General features: G+C 74.9%; 17 protein-coding genes. 12 read left to right on the top strand and 5 right to left on the bottom strand.

Features of this window, described 5'->3' with window-relative positions:
* Positions 1-20 precede the first annotated feature (20 nt).
* Both O2W16_RS08395 and O2W16_RS08400 read left to right on the top strand, forming a co-directional pair.
* Entirely contained in the window at positions 21-1,595 is a 1,575-nt protein-coding gene (locus O2W16_RS08395) for a phospholipase D-like domain-containing protein (protein ID WP_269158629.1), read from the top strand.
* A gap of 600 nt (positions 1,596-2,195) precedes the next feature.
* Positions 2,196-2,375: a hypothetical protein gene (locus O2W16_RS08400; protein ID WP_269158360.1), complete on the top strand. Its 180-nt coding sequence runs from the start codon at positions 2,196-2,198 to the stop codon at positions 2,373-2,375.
* A gap of 52 nt (positions 2,376-2,427) precedes the next feature.
* Here O2W16_RS08400 and O2W16_RS08405 read toward each other — a convergent pair whose 3' ends face one another.
* Positions 2,428-3,153 (bottom strand): hypothetical protein, encoded by a 726-nt coding sequence (locus O2W16_RS08405; RefSeq protein WP_269158361.1) that lies wholly within the window; start codon positions 3,151-3,153, stop codon positions 2,428-2,430.
* A 268-nt stretch (positions 3,154-3,421) separates the two neighbouring features.
* Here O2W16_RS08405 and O2W16_RS08410 point away from each other — a divergent pair, with 268 nt between their 5' ends.
* The 3 genes from O2W16_RS08410 to O2W16_RS08420 all read left to right on the top strand — a co-directional run bounded on the left by O2W16_RS08410 (position 3,422) and on the right by O2W16_RS08420 (position 5,978).
* Positions 3,422-4,162 carry a hypothetical protein gene (locus O2W16_RS08410; RefSeq protein WP_269158362.1) on the top strand — a complete coding sequence of 247 codons (741 nt, stop codon included), beginning with the start codon at positions 3,422-3,424 and terminating at the stop codon, positions 4,160-4,162.
* Between the two features lie 154 nt (positions 4,163-4,316).
* A complete protein-coding gene (locus tag O2W16_RS08415; RefSeq protein WP_269158363.1) occupies positions 4,317-5,156 on the top strand; it encodes a bacteriorhodopsin in 840 nt (279 codons plus the stop codon).
* Positions 5,157-5,462: 306 nt separating this feature from the next.
* Positions 5,463-5,978, top strand: coding sequence for a hypothetical protein (locus O2W16_RS08420; protein ID WP_269158364.1), 516 nt, complete (start codon positions 5,463-5,465; stop codon positions 5,976-5,978).
* A gap of 69 nt (positions 5,979-6,047) precedes the next feature.
* On the opposite strand, the gene O2W16_RS08425 is transcribed toward O2W16_RS08420, so the two are convergent.
* Complete coding sequence (locus O2W16_RS08425) at positions 6,048-6,692, bottom strand: maleylpyruvate isomerase family mycothiol-dependent enzyme (RefSeq protein ID WP_269158365.1); 645 nt, start codon at positions 6,690-6,692, stop codon at positions 6,048-6,050.
* Positions 6,693-6,886: 194 nt separating this feature from the next.
* Between O2W16_RS08425 and ggt the strand changes: the two genes are divergently transcribed.
* Both ggt and O2W16_RS08435 read left to right on the top strand, forming a co-directional pair.
* Complete coding sequence (ggt, locus tag O2W16_RS08430; protein ID WP_269158366.1) at positions 6,887-8,746, top strand: gamma-glutamyltransferase; 1,860 nt, start codon at positions 6,887-6,889, stop codon at positions 8,744-8,746.
* Positions 8,747-8,783: 37 nt separating this feature from the next.
* Positions 8,784-8,939: a hypothetical protein gene (locus O2W16_RS08435; protein ID WP_269158367.1), complete on the top strand. Its 156-nt coding sequence runs from the start codon at positions 8,784-8,786 to the stop codon at positions 8,937-8,939.
* An 11-nt stretch (positions 8,940-8,950) separates the two neighbouring features.
* Here O2W16_RS08435 and O2W16_RS08440 read toward each other — a convergent pair whose 3' ends face one another.
* Together O2W16_RS08440 and O2W16_RS08445 are read right to left on the bottom strand one after the other, a co-directional pair.
* Positions 8,951-9,751 (bottom strand): hypothetical protein, encoded by an 801-nt coding sequence (locus O2W16_RS08440; RefSeq protein WP_269158368.1) that lies wholly within the window; start codon positions 9,749-9,751, stop codon positions 8,951-8,953.
* Positions 9,748-10,713, bottom strand: coding sequence for an ABC transporter ATP-binding protein (locus O2W16_RS08445; protein ID WP_269158369.1), 966 nt, complete (start codon positions 10,711-10,713; stop codon positions 9,748-9,750). The genes O2W16_RS08440 and O2W16_RS08445 overlap by 4 nt, the downstream gene beginning before the upstream one ends.
* A 189-nt stretch (positions 10,714-10,902) precedes the next feature.
* Here O2W16_RS08445 and O2W16_RS08450 point away from each other — a divergent pair, with 189 nt between their 5' ends.
* Positions 10,903-12,183: a sensor histidine kinase gene (locus tag O2W16_RS08450; protein WP_269158370.1), complete on the top strand. Its 1,281-nt coding sequence runs from the start codon at positions 10,903-10,905 to the stop codon at positions 12,181-12,183.
* Entirely contained in the window at positions 12,180-12,830 is a 651-nt protein-coding gene (locus O2W16_RS08455; protein ID WP_269158371.1) for a response regulator, read from the top strand. Before O2W16_RS08450 ends, O2W16_RS08455 begins: the two co-directional genes overlap by 4 nt.
* A 192-nt stretch (positions 12,831-13,022) precedes the next feature.
* Here the strand turns inward: O2W16_RS08455 and heR are convergent, their stop codons facing one another.
* A complete protein-coding gene (heR, locus tag O2W16_RS08460; protein WP_269158372.1) occupies positions 13,023-13,808 on the bottom strand; it encodes a heliorhodopsin HeR in 786 nt (261 codons plus the stop codon).
* 251 nt (positions 13,809-14,059) lie between these two features.
* Here heR and O2W16_RS08465 point away from each other — a divergent pair, with 251 nt between their 5' ends.
* From O2W16_RS08465 to O2W16_RS08475, 3 genes are all read left to right on the top strand, one after another.
* Positions 14,060-14,617 (top strand): hypothetical protein, encoded by a 558-nt coding sequence (locus tag O2W16_RS08465; protein WP_269158373.1) that lies wholly within the window; start codon positions 14,060-14,062, stop codon positions 14,615-14,617.
* A gap of 121 nt (positions 14,618-14,738) precedes the next feature.
* Positions 14,739-15,647: an NAD-dependent epimerase/dehydratase family protein gene (locus tag O2W16_RS08470; RefSeq protein WP_269158374.1), complete on the top strand. Its 909-nt coding sequence runs from the start codon at positions 14,739-14,741 to the stop codon at positions 15,645-15,647.
* A 273-nt stretch (positions 15,648-15,920) separates the two neighbouring features.
* A complete protein-coding gene (locus O2W16_RS08475; protein WP_269158375.1) occupies positions 15,921-16,100 on the top strand; it encodes a hypothetical protein in 180 nt (59 codons plus the stop codon).
* Positions 16,101-16,164: the final 64 nt, after the last annotated feature.

Genomic DNA, 16,164 nt, shown 5'->3' on the forward strand with positions numbered 1-16,164 from the left:
ACGGGCACACTCCCGACGTGATGCACGACGGCCAGGCGACCACCGGACCCGACACCGACCCCGGCCTCGGCCTCCCCGCTCTGGGTGACGAAGGGGCGGTCCCGCCGCAGGCAGCTGTGGCGATGCTGGTCCCCGGGGAGACCTGCTGGCGGATCGAGCGGGCCGACCGCTTCGCCGTCTTCGTCGACGCGGCCGAGTACTTCGCCACCCTCAAGCGTGCCGTGCTGCGCGCCGAGCGACGGGTGCTGTTCATCGGCTGGGACTTCGACCCGCGCATCCGGCTGGACCCGCTCGCCGGGGGCCGGCCGAAGGACGACCGGCTCGGCGCCGTGCTGGAACGGGCGGTGGAGCAGAACCCGCAGCTGGAGATCGGCGTCCTCCAGTGGGACCTCGGCATGCTCCGCGCGCTCGGCCGGGGGCTGCAGCCGATCGTGCTGCTGGACCGGCGCACCTCCGACCGCCTCACCCTCGCCATCGACACGCACCACCCGGTCGGCGGTGCACACCACCAGAAGATCGTGGTCATCGACGACTGCCTGGCCTTCACCGGCGGCATCGACGTCACCGCCGACCGGTGGGACACCCCCGACCACGCCGACGTCAACCCGCACCGGCTCTCCCCGGCCCCGGGCCGGGTCGAGGGCCGGCCGGCCGGGCCGTGGCACGACGCGACCAGCATGCTGACCGGGCCCGCTGCCCGCGCCGTCGCCGAGCTCGCCCGCATGCGGTGGGAGAGCGGCACCGGGGAGCGACTGGAGCCGCTGTCCGAGGAGCGGGCGTGCTGGCCCGAGGAGGTCGAGCCGCTCCTCACCGACGTCGACGTCGCCATCGCCCGCACCCGGCCCGAGCACGACGGCGCGGAACTGGTGCACGAGATCGAGCTGCTGTGGCTCGCCGGCATCGCCGCGGCTCGACGGTCGATCTACGTGGAGAGCCAGTACTTCGCCAACCGCCGGATCGCCGAGGCGATCGCCGAGCGGCTGCGTGAGCCCGACGGCCCGGAGGTCGTCGTGCTCAACCCGTGGACCGCCGACGGCTGGCTGTCGGAGAAGGCGATGGGCACCGCGCGCGCCCTGGCGCTGGAGATCGTCCGCGAGGCCGACGTCCACGACCGGTTCCGGCTCTACTCGCCGGTGACCGAGCAGCGCGAGCAGATCTACGTGCACGCCAAGGTGGCCGTCATCGACGACCGGCTGCTGCGCCTGGGCTCCAGCAACCTGAACAACCGGTCGATGGGCCTGGACACCGAGTGCGACCTGGCGATCGAGGCGGTGGAGGGCCGGCCGGGCGCCGACCAGGTGGCCGCGACCATCCTCGCCTTCCGCGACCGGCTGCTCGCCGAGCACCTCGGGTGCACGCCGGACGACGTCTCCGCCGCCGTCACCGACGCCGGCTCGCTGGTGCAGGGCATCGAGCGGCTGCGCCGGCCGACCGGTCGTTCCGTGGTGCCCTTCGAGCCGCCCGAGCTCGGACCGGTCGACCGGGCGCTCGCCGAGTCCGAGGTGCTGGACCGCGAGAAGACCCCGAACCGCTGGCGCCGGGTCGAGCGGTGGTTCGCCCGCGGCCGGCGACCGCGCAACCGGGCCCGCTCCTGACCCCGCGGTCGGCGTGCGGGCCGGCCCGCACATGGAACGCACAGGTGCGGGGTACCACCTGCTCCAACCGACCCGGAGGAGGAACCGACATGGGCATCGTGTCCGGACTGATCAAGGCCAACCTGCTCAAGCGACTGCTCAGCCGCCTGACCGGCCGCCGTCGCACGAACTGAGCCACCCGACCGGCGCTGCCGGTCAGCCGGTGCCCTCGCGCACCGGACGCCAGCCCCCACGGCAGCACGCCGTGGGGGCTGGTCCGTGTCTGTGGGTCGCAGTCTCAGGGGACATGGGGCGGCCGAGGTCGACCCATGCGTGCGGGGACGGCGTCCGCGCGGCCCTTGGCACGCGGCGCGGGACGGCGGATCATCCGTCGTAGCGGCGGGAGGTGCGGTGACCCAGTCCCCGGATCCGGGTGGAGCTCCGCCGGGGTCTCCTCGTGATGCCGGTGCAGCGGCAGGTCGTGGACGAGCTCGTCCCGGCGGCGGCAGAGCACCGCGTCCTGGTGAACGTGGGCCGGCCTACCGGCTGCTGGAGACCCTGGACTCCCGTGAGCACGCCACCGCGGGCCTGCCCGGCGACGTCGCCGACGGGTCCGGCCACGTGGTCCAGGTCGGCCGGACCCGCGGCGTGGTGCGGGCGACCGGCGCACCGTTCGACGTGCCCGAGGTGCACGTCTCCACCGTCTTCGGCGGCCGGGTGCACCGCTTCGAGGCCTACCTGGACACCGCGGCCATGCTGGCGGCGCTGGTCGCCCCGGCCCCCGTCCCCGCCGGAACGTGAGCGGTGCCGGTGCGGTCGTCGAGCACCCCTCCTCCGGCAGCTGTGCGTCGCCTCAGAGCGGCGGGCGACGGACGTCGGCGCCGGTCGGGGTGGGCGCAGCGGTCGGAGAGGGCAGCGGGGGCATCGCCGGCGGGGCGGTGAGCTCCTGGTAGGCGGCGGTGTGCGCGCGCAGCGCGGTGACCGCCTCGGCGACGTCGGCCGTCGTCCGGCTGGTCGGCGCGACGGCCCGCTCCGCCTGGAGCACCGCGTCGCAGACGTCGGCGACCGTCTCCAGGTACGCCCGCGCCTCTGGCGCCGGGTCGTCGCGGCCGGCCGGCTCGGGGTCCAGGGCCCGCTGCCGCAGGCGCTGCTCGAGCCGGCTGCCCTCGGCCGCCAGCGAGGGGAGCAGGTCCGGCACCTCGCCGAGGTGCGCCCCGGCGGCCTGGGCAGCGGCCACCTGGCGGCGCAGCCGGTCCCGGGCGCGGGCGACCTCGAGCTGGAGCTCCGCGGCCGTGCGCCGCTCGCCCGGCGGCAGGCGGCGGGCAGCGACGACGGTGGCACCCTGCACGCCGAGCTCGCGGCCGCGCGAGGCGAGTTCCCGGCTCCGGGCCACCAGGGGGCTGCGCCGCACCCGTCGGACGACCAGCCACCCGGCGAGCAGGGCCATCAGCAGCACGGTCACGAACACGCCACCGAGGACGGCGAGCACCGTGCTGTCCAGGGAGAGCAGCCACGACAGCTCGTCGTCGGCCCGCACGTCCAGTCCGCCGGCAGGGCCGGTCGGCAGCGGGGTGGTCATGGTGCTCCTCGGGGGGACGCTGGGCCCGTCGTCCAGACGACGATCGGCTGCCGGGCCAACGTCCCGGCGGCCTCCAGCGGTTCCCCGGCCGTGCCAGGGCCTCCCGACGACGGCTGACCGGACACCGGCAGGCAGACCGAGCCGCCGTGCGGTGGCTGGTGCCGGTGCGGCCGCTCGGTTTGCCCCCTGGGGGTGCGGGCACGGTCCCAGGAACGGTGGGAGCCGGCGGGTGTGGTGGCATGCCCGAGGGGACGGGAGGGGACGCGGGATGGACTTCGCCGAGCGGTTCGACGAGGCGCTGGCCGCCGAACTGCCCGACCGCAACGGTGACCTGGACCACCTGCCGATGCGACTCGCCCGCGCCGCCGCGGCAGTGCTGGAGGTGGACGGAGCCGGGTTGGGCGTCCACGGTCGCCCGCACCAGCGGACACCGCTGGCGGCCAGCGATGCGACCGCGGCGCTGGTGGAGGAGCTGCAGTTCACCATGGGCGCCGGCCCGTGTCTGCAGGCCGTGGAGCGCGGTGCCCCGGTGCGGGCCGTGGAGGCGCGCCTGGTGAGCGAGTGGCCGGCGTTCCACGACCAGTTGGTCGCCCGCACCCCCATCCGCAGCATGCTGGCCCTGCCCCTCCCCGGTTCGCTGACGGGGTTGGGCTGCCTCTCCCTGTACTGGACCGACCCGCTCGGTGCGGCCACCGCAGCAGAGTGCACGGCCGGCCGGGTCGCTGCCCTCATCGCCCAGCGGTTGGGGGAGGCCGCCGCGTGGGATCCGTGGTTGCCCGCCGAGGTCCCGGATGCGCGGGACACGCCGGAGGCGCGCCGCCGGGGCCGGCTGTGGATGGCAGTCGGCATGGTCATGCTGGGGCAACGGCTGGAGGCCACGGACGCCTTGGCGCTGCTGCGAGCCCATGCCTTCGCCGGCGACCGGACGGTCGACGACCTGGCGGATGACCTCGTGGAGCGACGTGTCCACCCCGACTGCCTGGCCGGTGACGACCCCATCGGCTCGTGAGCGTTCCTCGAGCTCAGGGCGGAGCGGTTCGGGGGCCGGTCGTCGGGCCACGTCCTGGGCTGCCGATCGCCGCATCCGAGGTGTGGCGGGCGGGCGAAGAGCCAGGTGTTCGTGATCGAGCAGAGGCACGAGGCCGCGATCCCCCAGGAGACCCGTGAACATCGAGAACACCTTCACCTACGACTTCTTCCAGTACACGATCGTGTCCCACGTCTTCACCGTCGGCTACGCCGCCATGGCCGCCGGACTGGTGTACTTCGTCCTGACCAGCAAGAACTCCCTGCCCAGGTACCAGCTGTCCTCGACCCTGTCCGCGGTCGTGATGGTGTCGGCGTTCCTGGAGCTGCTGGTCATCTCCCAGAAGTGGGAGAGCGCCTTCCGTTGGGACGGCGCGGCGTTCAGCCAGGCGGACGCGCTGTTCTCCAACGGCTACCGGTACATGAACTGGTCGATCGACGTCCCGGTGCTGCTCCTGCAGATGCTGATCGTGCTCGGGGTGACCGGCGCCGCCTTCCGCCGCGGCTGGATCGTGTTCACCGTCGCCGGGCTGGGGATGGTCTACACCGGCTACGTCGGCCAGTTCTACGAGGTCGAGCGCAGCGCGCCCTTCTGGATCTGGGGATCGATCAGCACGGTCTTCTTCCTGGTCATCCTGGCGCTGGTCCACCGCACCGTGTACGGCAACGTCGGCCGGCTCCCCGCTGAGGTTCGCCCGCTGGTCAAGGCCGTGTGGTGGCTGCTGCTGGTCTCCTGGATGCTCTACCCCGGCGCCTACCTGATGCCGGCGATCTGGGACTCCGCCGACGGCGTGGTCGCCCGGCAGATCACCTACACCGTCGCCGACGTCACCTCCAAGGTGGTCTACGGGATCCTGCTGGCGGTCATCGCCCGCAAGGTCAGCAAGCACGAGGGCCACGACGAGGCCATCGCCTCCGACGTCACCATGCCCCGCGGTGGCATCACCGAGGTGGCTGCTCCCGGTCGAGCCGCCTGATCCGGAGGACGGCGTCCTGACGGCGGACGCACGCCGCGGTCGACCACCTGGTCCCGGACCGGGTGGCCGGCCGCCGGGGCGGAGGCCGCGGCTCGGGGTGCTCATCGGCCACGCCGCCACGGCCCCGATGGCGCTGGGCGCCCTCCTCGTGGCGCCGGTGGCGGGCCGACGACCCGCCGGGCGACACACCGGCCGGCGCCCGAGTTCGAGCCGGACTCCCCAGCTGTCTCCCCGTGACACCCCACGTGTTCACCGGCCGGGCCGAGTCTGGAGGTCCCGATGGACCGAGCACAGGAGGACCACCTCATGACCGGACCGACGAACACGACCAAGCAGGCCGCGGCCGCGAAGAACCAGCCCGCCGCCCCCGACACCGACGAGCGGACGGCGCCGGAGCTGCTCACGGGGTCCGACGGCGAGGTCCACGAGCTGGCCCGGACCCAGGAGGAGGTGGCCCAGCGCGCCCGGCAACTGGTCGCCGGCGAGCTCGTGCGTTCCGCCTCCGGCGGCACCGAGGAGCGCCGGCAGGCCGACCGGGTGCTCGAGCAGGCGCGCGCCGGCCTGCTCGCGGAGCTGCGTGACCAGGAGCAGGAGCGCGCCCGGCAGCAGCTGCAGGAAGCCGCCCGCAGTGGCGAGGACGCCGTCGCCGGCGTCGTCCAGAGCATCACGACCATCGTCCGCGGCATCGTGCCCGCGGCGCTGGTCCGCCCCGAGGACGTCATCGAGGCGACGTTCGCCCTCGCCGACCAAGGGCTGCGGATGAGCCGCCGGCTGGCCCTCACCACGACCAGCAGCGTGCGCAGCCTGTCGTCGTCGGTCTGACGCCGGACCGGCGGGCGGCGGCCGGGGACGGAGCACCCGCCCGCCGCCCGTGTCCGGCCCCCGGGTGGCTCAGGAGCGCGCGCAGCGGTCGCGCAGCACGGGCACGCCGGGGCCAGTCAGCTCCTCGCAGAACGCCGCCCGTCCGGCCAGGGCCATCGTCAGCGCCAGGGTCGTGCCGGTGACCAGCGGGCCGGCACCCGCGGCGAAGGGCCCGTCGTCGGCCTCCAGGCGCAGGCCGTCGGCGGCGGTGCGACTGTTCACGGCGAAGTCCCGGGCGGCGTAGAAGCGGGCGACCTCGGTGACCACGGGCACCGGGGGCCGGCCGGGCAGGCCGAGTGGGCGGCGGACGTCCTGCGCGTGGACGACGACCTCGCCGAGCCAGGCGGCGGTGTGCCCGCTGGGGGCGGTGGTGCTCTCACCGACCGTGCGGAAGCGCTGCAGCGTCTCGGCGGGCGTGCCGCCGCGGTGCTCGGCCAGGCGGCGGTCGTTGTGCACGTCGGCGTCGAAGCGCGCGCCGATCATGCTCACCAGCCAGCGCGCCCGCCCGGTGCTGGCAGCGGCGCTCAGGTGGGCCACGACCTCCTCGACGCTCCACCGCCCGCACAGCGACGGCTCGGCCCACTGCGTCTCGTCCAACTCGGCCAGGTCGCCGGCCAGGGCGGCGCGTTCGGCGTGGGCGGCTGCCCACAGGGCCTGCCGGGTGGTGTCGGGCACGAGGGCCTCCAGTCGGATCGGTCGCGGTCAGCTCTTCGACTCGGTGGCTGCGCGGAACTCATCGCTCATCGCAGTGCCGCGCTCGCCGGCGTGTCCTGTGCGATCCGGGGCCGGGGCTCGCCGATGGGGTGGCGCGAGGAGCTCCGGAGGTGTCCGATGTGTCCCTGCGCATCGATGACGCCCGAGGAGTCTCCATGTCGCGTCCACGCACCACCCTGGTCGCTCTGACCGCGCTGACCGCCGGCGCCCTCGCGGCCGCGGGGCCGGCCAGCGCAATCCCGCCCGAGCTCGTGACGGAGAAGCGGGCACTGGCGGTCGGGACCGGGGGTGCGGTCGCCACCGTCGACGCCGACGCCACCCGGGTGGGCCTGGCGGTGCTGGCCGCCGGCGGGAACGCCGCGGACGCCGCCGTGGCCACGGCCGCCGCGCTGGGCGTGACCGAGCCCTACTCGGCCGGGGTCGGTGGTGGCGGGTTCTTCCTCTACTTCGACGCCGACACCGGGGTGGTCACCACGATCGACGGCCGGGAGACCGCGCCGCTCGCGATGGGTGCCGACGCCTTCCTCGACGAGGCAGGTGAACCCCTCCCGTTCGCCGAGGCGGTGCAGAGCGGGCTGTCGGTGGGCACGCCGGGGACACCGCGCACCTGGGAGACGGCGCTGGAGGAGTTCGGCACCTGGTCGCTGTCGGAGGCGCTGCAGGGCGCGATCCGGCTGGCCGACGAGGGCTTCGTCGTCGACGAGACGTTCCAGCAGCAGACCGCGGAGAACGAGGAGAAGTTCCGCCGCTTCGAACCGACCGCCGAGCTGTTCCTGCCGAACGGCGCCCTGCCCGAGGTGGGCTCCACCTTCGCCAACCCCGACCTGGCCGAGACCTACCGCCTCCTGGCGGAGCAGGGCGTGGACCCGTTCTACGACGGCGAGCTGGCCGAGGACGTCGTGCAGACGGTGCAGGACCCGCCCGAGGCAGCCGGCGCGGCGGAGGTCCGGCCGGGTCTGCTCGAGGCGGTCGACCTCGCGCTGTACGACGCCCCGCTGCGCGAGCCCACCCGGATCGACTACCGGGGGCTCGAGGTCTACGGCATGGCCCCGCCGTCCAGCGGCGGCTCGACCGTCGCGGAGGCGCTGAACATCCTGGAGCGGTACCCGCTCGGCTCGCTGCCCCCCGTGCCGGTGCTGCACCACTACCTCGAGGCCAGCGCGTTGGCCTTCGCCGACCGCAACGCCTACGTCGGGGACCCGGCGTACAGCCAGGTGCCGCTCGCCGAGCTGCTCTCGGACGGCTTCGCCGGCGAGCGGGCGTGCGCGATCGACCCGGCGGTGGCCCTGGCGAAGCCGACGACCGCCGGGGACCCGGACGGCGAGTACGGCCCGTGCCCGGTGGAGGGGGAGCCCACGGTCGCGGAGGGCCCCGAGGGCCCGTCCACCACGCACCTCACGGTCGGCGATGCCGAGGGCAACATCGCCAGCTACACGCTGACCATCGAGCAGACCGGCGGCAGCGGGATCACGGTGCCCGGCCGCGGGTTCATCCTGAACAACGAGCTCACCGACTTCACCTTCGCCGCGGCCGATCCCACCCAGCCCGAGCCGAACCTGCCGGCCCCGGGCAAGCGGCCGCGCAGCAGCATGGCGCCGACGATCGTGCTGCACGCCGGCGAACCGGTGCTCGGCCTCGGCTCGCCGGGCGGCAGCACGATCATCACGACGGTGCTGCAGACCCTGGTGAACCGCATCGACCGCAACATGGACCTCGCCGAGGCGATCGCCGCCCCCCGGGCGAGCCAGCGGAACACCACCGCGGTGAGCGCGGAACCGACGTTCATCGAGGCCTACGGGGCGCCCCTCGCCGCCCTCGGGCACGAGTTCACCGTCGTGGAGGAGCTCGGTGCGGCCACCGGCATCGAGTACCTGCCGGGTGGGCTGATGCTGGCCGCTGCGGAGGTGGAACGGCGCGGCGGGGGCAGTGCGGGCGTGGTGCACGACGTCCTCGGCCGTCCGGACGGACCCCGCACCGACGACCCCGGCCTCGCCCCCCGGCGCGGGGACGGATGACGGCCGGCCGGCCGGCCGAGACGACAGGAGGACCGCTGTGACCAACCCCGATGCACCGGACACCGACCAGCCGGATGCCGACCCGGCACCGGAGAAGGGCGCGCCCGGCGTGGAGATGGGTCTGTCGGAGGAGGCCGGCGGCACCTTCGAACCCGAGGAGGACCCGGACGACGCCGACGGTCCGCCCGCCTGACCTGACCCGACCTACGAGGCGTCCCGGCGCAGCAGTGACCAGCCGCCGGCCACCATCGCCGCGGCGGACCAGCCGACCAGCAGCGCCGCCGCGTGGGCCGCCGTCATGTCCGGCTCACCCAGCAGCGTCCAGACGGCGCCCGTGCCCGGCAGCACCTCACCGAGGTCGGCCATCCACGCCACGCCGAACCCGGGCAGCAGGGCGGGGAGGACCAGCTGGAGCAGGAAGACCGTGGCCAGTGCGCCCGCCGTGCTGCGCAGCAGCAGGCCGACCCCGACGGCCAGCACGCTGCCGGCGACCAGCACGGCCGCGACCCCGCCCAGGCTGCCGGCCAGCTCGGCGGCCGACAGGGTCAGCTCGGGTGCGATGAGCCAGGCGGCGACGTCGGCGACCAGTGCGAGGAGCACCCCGGCCACCGTGGCGACGACGACCGGCACGGCGACCCGTGCGGCCAGCAGCACCCCGCGGCGCGGCGTCCACTGCAGGGTCGGGCCGATCGATCCGCTGGCGTGCTCCTGCGTGACGGCGATCAAGGCGAGCACCAGCAGCCCGAACTGGCCGAGCAGCACGCCGAACTCGCCGGCGAACGTCGCCGGCAGGGCCGCCGACGGGGCGCCCGGTCCGGCCGCCTCGTCGAAGGCGGCGGTCACGCCGATGCCCACGACGGTCACCGCGGCGGCGAGCAGGCACCACCACGTCGACCGCACCGTGCGCAGCCGCAGCCACTCGGCGCCGGCGGTGCGGGCGAGGAGGGATGGGGTCCCCGGCTCGGGGCCCGCCGCCGCCCGGTCGGCGGCCTGCGCGGCGGTCATCGCCGCACCAGCTCGGCCGGCTCGGGGGCACTGGCGACCCGGTACTGGACTGTGTCGCCGGTGAGGTCGAGGTAGACCTCCTCGAGCGAGGAGTGCTCCTCGGTCAGCCGGTGCACCGCCACGCCGAGCTCGAGTGCGACGTCGCCGACGGTCTCGGCCGTCGCGCCCTCGACCAGCAGGTCGCCGTCGTCGGTCGGGTGCACCTGCAGCCGACGGCGCCGCAGGGCGCCGGCGAGGTCGCGGGGGGAGGGGGTCCGGACCCGGACCTGCCGCTGCGCGTCCTCCCGGCGCATCACCTCCTGCATCGAGGCGTCGGCGATCAGCCGGCCGCGGCCGATGATCACCAGGTGGTCGGCCGTCTGCTCCATCTCGCTCATCAGGTGGCTGGACAGCAGGACGGTCCTGCCCTCGTCGGCCAGCCCACGCACCAGCTGGCGGACCCACCGGACGCCGTCGAGGTCCAGGCCGTTCATCGGCTCGTCGAACAGCAGGACGGCGGGGTCCCCGATCAGCGCGGTGGCGATGCCGAGCCGCTGGCGCATGCCGAGGGAGTAGCCGCGCACCCGCCGCCGGGCTGCCGGGCCCAGCCCCACCTGGTCGATGACGTCGTCCACCCGGCGCAGCGGGATGCCGTGCGTGCGGGCGGCCACCCGCAGGTGGTCGCGGCCGCTGCGCCCGGGGTGCACCGCGCCGGCGTCGAGCAGCGCACCGGCGACCCGGAGCGGCTCGGACAGCTCGGCGAAGCGGCGGCCGGTCACCAGCGCGGAGCCGGCGGTGGGCCGGTCGAGGCCGAGGACCATGCGCATCGTCGTGGACTTGCCTGCGCCGTTCGGACCGAGGAAGCCGGTCACCTTGCCCGGCTGGACGTCGAAGGTCAGGTCGTCGACGGCCCGGACGGTGCCGGCACCGCGCAGCCTGGACCTGGTGCCGTACTCCTTGGTGAGGCCGCGCACCTGGATCATGCTCGCGGCCCGTCGGGGGCGTGACGGCGTCGCCGCCACGGGAGGGGTGCAGTCATGACACCGAGCGTGTCGGGCCGGCCGGCCCGGGCGGATCACCCCGCGGTGCCGACCGGGGTCCCCCGCGTGGGGGAGGGGAGCGGGGCGCCGGAGGGGGAGTCGCCGGGCGCGGTGGTGGGCCAGGATCGAGCCGTGCCCCCGACGACCTCCCCGCACTCGGCGGCCGGGACCGCCGCCCGGCTGCGGGCGCTTCTGGTCGCCGCCCGCCCGGGGTGGCGCGGCCGGGCCCTGTACGCGCTGGCGAGCGTGCCCCTGGGAGTGCTGTTCCTGGCCCTGTACCTGGGGCTCATCGGTTCGGTGGTGGCCCTGGTCTACGGCGTCGGCGTGCTGCTCATCCTGCTGGTGCTGGCGGTGACCCGCGGACTGGCCGGCATGGAGCGCCGGCTGGCCCGCCGCCTGCTCGGGGTCGACATCCCCGAGGCGGAGCGGGTCCGCGACCAGCGCGGCGTCGTCCGCAAGCTCCGACGGCTGGTCCTCGCGCCCGACACCTGGCGTGCCCTGGGCTGGCTGGGCGCACGTCTGCTCTTCGGCGTCGCCACGTCCGCCGCCCTGCTCTTCGGTGCCGCGCTCTTCGTCACGCTCGGCTGGGACGTCGAGTGGAACCCGCTCAACGCACTCCCGCTGCTCGCGCTGATGGTCGCCGACGTCGTCCTCACCCTGGCCGTGGTCGACCTGCTGGTGCGGCTGTCGGCATCCGTGGCGCCCCGCCTGCTCGGCACCGCGCCCGAACAGCGGATCGCCGTGCTGCAGCAGCGCACCCGCCGACTGGCCGACCGGAACAAGCTGGCCCGCGACCTGCACGACACCATCGGCCACGCGCTGACCGCCAGCCTGCTGCAGGCCACCGCCGCCCGCCGGACGCTGACCCCGGCCGGCGACCGGCCGCTGCAGCCGGACTTCGCCCGGCAGGCGCTCGGGCACATCGAGACCAACACCCGGGCCGCGCTCGCGGAGCTCGACCGGGTGCTCACCGTGCTCCGGGCAGAGGACGGGGGCCGGGACCCCGTCCCGTTCGCCGCGCCGTCGCTCGACGACCTCGAGGACCTGCTCGCCGGCCTCCGCGACGGCGGCCTCCCCGTCGCGCTCGTGGTCGACGGCGACGTCGACGACGTGCCCGCCGAGCTCCAGGAGCTCGCCTACCGGGTGGTCCAGGAGGGGACGACGAACGTGCTGCGGCACGCGGGCACGCCGTTGACGGTCGCCCAGGTCGTCCGCAGCGAGGGCGCCCTCGCCGTCCGGGTGTGCAACGAGGGGGTCACCCAGCTCGACGGCCGCCCGGGCCCCGGCGGCGGCCGCGGGCTGGCCGGCCTCCGGGAACGGGCGGTCGCCGCCGGCGGGACGCTCAGCGCCGAGCACACCCCCTCGGGCGGGTTCGACCTGTGCGTCACCCTGCCACTGTCGGGCGCCGCGTGAGCGCCGTGCGGCTGCTGCTCGTGGACGACGACGTGCTCGTCCGCTCCGGGCTGCGGGTCATCCTGGAGAGCGAGCCGGACATGACCGTGGTGGGCGACGCCGGCACCGGACGGGAGGCGCTGACCGTCGCGGCCGACACCGACCCGGACGTCGTCCTCATGGACGTCCGGATGCCCGACATGGACGGCATCGCGGCGACCGCGGAGCTGGTCGCCCGGGACGCGCAGCGCCCCCGCGTGCTGGTCCTGACCACGTTCGAGGACGACGACTACCTGTTCCGCTCGCTGCAGGCCGGGGCGAGCGGCTTCGCGCTGAAGCGGTCGGACCCGGAGGAGCTCGTCGACGCCATCCGGGTCGTCGCCCGGGGGACGTCGCTGGTGCTCCCGGACCTGACCCGGCGGCTGATCGCCTCGCACGCGCCGTCCCGTGCGCGGGGGCCGGCCGCCCTGCCGGAGCTGACCGGCCGCGAGGCCGACGTGCTGCGGCTGGTGGCGGGCGGGCTGTCCAACGCCGAGATCGCCACCGAACTGTTCCTCAGCCGCGAGACGGTGAAGACCCACGTCAGCAGCGTGCTGCTCAAGCTCCGGGCGCGGGACCGCACCCAGGCGGTGATCGCCGCCTACGAGAGCGGCTTCATGACCGGCTGATCACCGCCGGCCCCCGGTCCCGACCGCGGCGTCCGGTCGCGGTGGTCATGGAGTGCCGTGAGGCGCCCATGATGGCCGCTCCAGGCGTACGGTCGCACCCAGCCAGCGACGCTCCAGAACAGCGGGCCCGGGGTCAGGCTCCATCGGTTGAGCCTTGCCGGTGGGGCCGCCGGGCTCGAACGCCCGCGCGGGTCAGGTGGCCAGCGAGCCGGCGAAGACCTGCCAGGCGAGCACGCTCTTGGCGACCAGGCTCAGCACCAGGTAGGCCTTCTCGCCGTGGGCGTAGCTGCGCCACGGGCCGATCTCGCGGTACTGCAGCCACTGGTTGACCGCGAAGCTCATGAAGAAGACGAACAGCGACACGAAGATCCCGATGACGAACCCCGGGAGCTGGGCGGCGCCGACGATGTTGGCGGTGATCGCCACCCAGGGCGCGGCCCCGGCGATGCACCCGAACCAGAAGGGCAGCATCGTCGTCCGGGTGCGGCCGGGCGGGTTCATCCGCTCCTGCAGCCAGCCGAACAGGATCATCGCGACGTTCGCGCCGGCGATGCCGATCAGTGCGCTCAGCCCGGTGATGCCGGTGTAGGTGCAGATCAGCAGCACCATGATGGTGGAGCTGATCGAGTACTCCGACCAGCGGAACCGGTTGATGCCGCGGCGCAGGTCGGTCTCGTACCGCCGGCGGAGCACGGTGCCGGTCAGCAGGTGGTCCACCGCGGCCAGCCCGAGGAAGACCGCGATGGCCGCCCCCACACCGATGTCGACCAGGGGCTCCGGCGCCGGCACCGCCGTCCCGGGCGGACCGGCCGGGAAGGACGTCGTCACGGTGATGGCAAAGCTGCTGGCCAGCAGCAGGACGGCGACGGCCTGGGCGGCGTGCAGCACGGTCAGCGCCAGGTTCCAGCGCCGGAGGCCGGCCAGGCGGGCGTCGTCCACCCCGGTCGCGACCGGTCTTGGACTGTCGGGCTCGCTCACGACGACCTCCTGGTACGGGGGAGGACCGGACGGCGGTCCGCACGGTGGCCTCACCATCAGTCTCCTGATGCTCGACGGTAGCGCGCCGGCCAGGGCGAGGAGGGCAGGCTCCCGGCGGCGCGCGCGGATGGGGACCTTGTCGACGACCCGCTCGTTGGTCAGTTGTCACAGCGGGCGAGCGGAGGAGGACGATGGCGTCCGGACCACGTCGGGGTGGACTGTCGACGTGGGGGCCGCGCGGATGGCTGGCGGTGGTGCTCGCCGCAGGGATGGTGGCAGCCGTCCTGGTCGTGCTGACCCGCCAGGCGGGCGAGGAGCTGCCGCGGTCGGCGGAGTGCGCCGTGGCCGAGGCCGGGGTGCGGGTGGACGCCGCAGCTGTGCCGTCCGGTCCGGTCGCCGGCTACCGAGGCGACCAACTGGCGAACGCGGCCGCGATCGTGAACGCCGGCCAGGCCTTGGGCCTGGACACCTGCGCCCAGACGATCGGGGTCATGACCGCGATGGGGGAGTCCTCGTTGCGGGTCCTCGACCGTGGCGATGCCGTCGGCCCGGACTCGCGCGGGTTGTTCCAGCAGCGGGACAACGGGGCCTGGGGCTCGTACGCCGACCGGATGGACCCCACCACGAGTGCGACCAACTTCTTCCGTGCCCTGCAGGAGGTGCCGGACTGGCACGCGCTCCCACCGACGATCGCCGCGCACCGCACCCAGCGCAACGCCGACCCGTACCACTACGAGCGGTACTGGCCCGCCGCCGTCGAGGTGGTCACCGCCCTCGCCGGCCGGCCGGTCACGGGGATCCGCCCCTGACGTCCCCGATCGACCGGGACTCCGGGAGAGCCGGGGACGGCGGCATCGGCGAGCCCGTGGTGACGTGACCCGGCGGGCAGTCGGGCAGCGCCGTCGTGCGGTCGCTGGCAGGGTGGTCGGCATGGTCACGTCCTCTCCCGTCGTCGTGGTGACCGGTGCCAACGGGCTGGTGGGCACCGCGGTGTGCCGGGCGCTCGTCGAGCGGTCGGCGCGGGTGCGCGCGGTCGTCCGCCGGGCCGGCGGCGCGCCCGTGCTCGACGGGGTCACCGAGCTCGTCGGGGACTTCGCCGACGAGGAGCTCGCCCGCGAGGTGACCCAGGGCGCTGACGCGGTCGTCACGACGGTCCACCCGATGGGCTCGTCCCGAGAGGTCCAGCACCGGGTGGGCGTCGAGGGCACGCCGGTCATCGCCCGGGCGGCGCGGGACGCCGGCGTCGCCCGGCTCGTGCACATGTCCACGGCCGGGGTCTACGACCGTTCGGCCGGCGTCGGGGACGTGGCCGAGGACGGCGAGCTCCTGCCCGAGGGCAGCGGCGACTACCCGGACACCAAGCGGGCCACCGACGCGGCGCTGGAGCAGGTCGGCGGGCTCACGACCGTGCTGGTCCGCCCACCGGCGATCATGGGCGCCGGCGACACGTCTGTCTGGAACACGCTGCGACCGCAGGCGATGCGCGACGGAGATCGCCGGGCGAACCCGGCGAAGACGTTCGCGTGGGTGCACGTGGACGACCTGGCGGCCTTGATCGCGGACCTCGCCACGGGCGCCGTCGCGACCGCCGACGACCCGGGTCCTGGCCCCGTGGCCGGGGGCACGACGCCGGTCGTCGTCGCGGGTGAGCCGGCGACGTGGCACGACTACCTCGGCACGGTGACCGACGCGTGGGGGATCGCACCCGAGTGGACCGACGAACCGGTCTGGACCGGACAGCTGCGCACCGACCGTGCGCGGGCCTGGGGCTGGGCGCCGCGGGTGGGCCTGGAGCAGGCCATGGACGAGCTGCGGCGGGGGCTCCTGCCCCGCGCATGACGGTCCTGCGGTTCCCCGAGACCCCCGGGACAGCGGCCAGGTCGGCGTCGCCCACCCCGGTCGCGAACCGGCAGCCGCTGCCGCGGGGTGCTCGGCCGCCGCGCCGGCCCACAGAGCTGGAGACCTCGAACAGGGTCCGGCGACCCTGCCGCTGCGCCCTGCCGTGGGGGATGCTCGGGCGGTCGGCTCCACGGTCGGCTCCGCGGTCGGCTCCGTCGCGAGCGGCGCCTCCGCCGACCAGGACCACCTCCTCCCCACCTGATCCGAGGACCCATGACCAGCTCAGCACCGCGATCGGCCGACACCGAGCGCCTGGACGTGCACAACGCGAGCATCGACTCGTCGGCCGCGGACGCCGGCCACTGCGGCATGACGGACCTGCACACCGGTCGCGTCTGCCAGGAGCCACAGGACCACGCCGGGAGCTGCGTCTTCGTCGCGCCGTCCTCCTGACCGGCTGCCGCGGCGCACGCTCGGCCGGTCGGTGCTCGAGGGGGACACCCTCACCGACCGGCCC

This window comes from Modestobacter sp. VKM Ac-2984, from assembly GCF_026967985.1.
In the GTDB taxonomy this organism is placed as follows: domain Bacteria; phylum Actinomycetota; class Actinomycetes; order Mycobacteriales; family Geodermatophilaceae; genus Modestobacter.

What these genes read in the sequence shown, in the direction of transcription:
- O2W16_RS08445 (WP_269158369.1), bottom strand. Translation starts at nt 10,713, where the DNA reads ATGATCCAGGTGCGCGGCCTCACCAAGGAGTACGGCACCAGGTCCAGG.
- O2W16_RS08475 (WP_269158375.1), top strand. Translation starts at nt 15,921, where the DNA reads ATGACCAGCTCAGCACCGCGATCGGCCGACACCGAGCGCCTGGACGTG.
- O2W16_RS08395 (WP_269158629.1), top strand. Translation starts at nt 21, where the DNA reads ATGCACGACGGCCAGGCGACCACCGGACCCGACACCGACCCCGGCCTC.
- O2W16_RS08470 (WP_269158374.1), top strand. Translation starts at nt 14,739, where the DNA reads ATGGTCACGTCCTCTCCCGTCGTCGTGGTGACCGGTGCCAACGGGCTG.
- ggt (WP_269158366.1), top strand. Translation starts at nt 6,887, where the DNA reads ATGTCGCGTCCACGCACCACCCTGGTCGCTCTGACCGCGCTGACCGCC.
- O2W16_RS08420 (WP_269158364.1), top strand. Translation starts at nt 5,463, where the DNA reads ATGACCGGACCGACGAACACGACCAAGCAGGCCGCGGCCGCGAAGAAC.
- O2W16_RS08410 (WP_269158362.1), top strand. Translation starts at nt 3,422, where the DNA reads ATGGACTTCGCCGAGCGGTTCGACGAGGCGCTGGCCGCCGAACTGCCC.
- O2W16_RS08405 (WP_269158361.1), bottom strand. Translation starts at nt 3,153, where the DNA reads ATGACCACCCCGCTGCCGACCGGCCCTGCCGGCGGACTGGACGTGCGG.
- O2W16_RS08440 (WP_269158368.1), bottom strand. Translation starts at nt 9,751, where the DNA reads ATGACCGCCGCGCAGGCCGCCGACCGGGCGGCGGCGGGCCCCGAGCCG.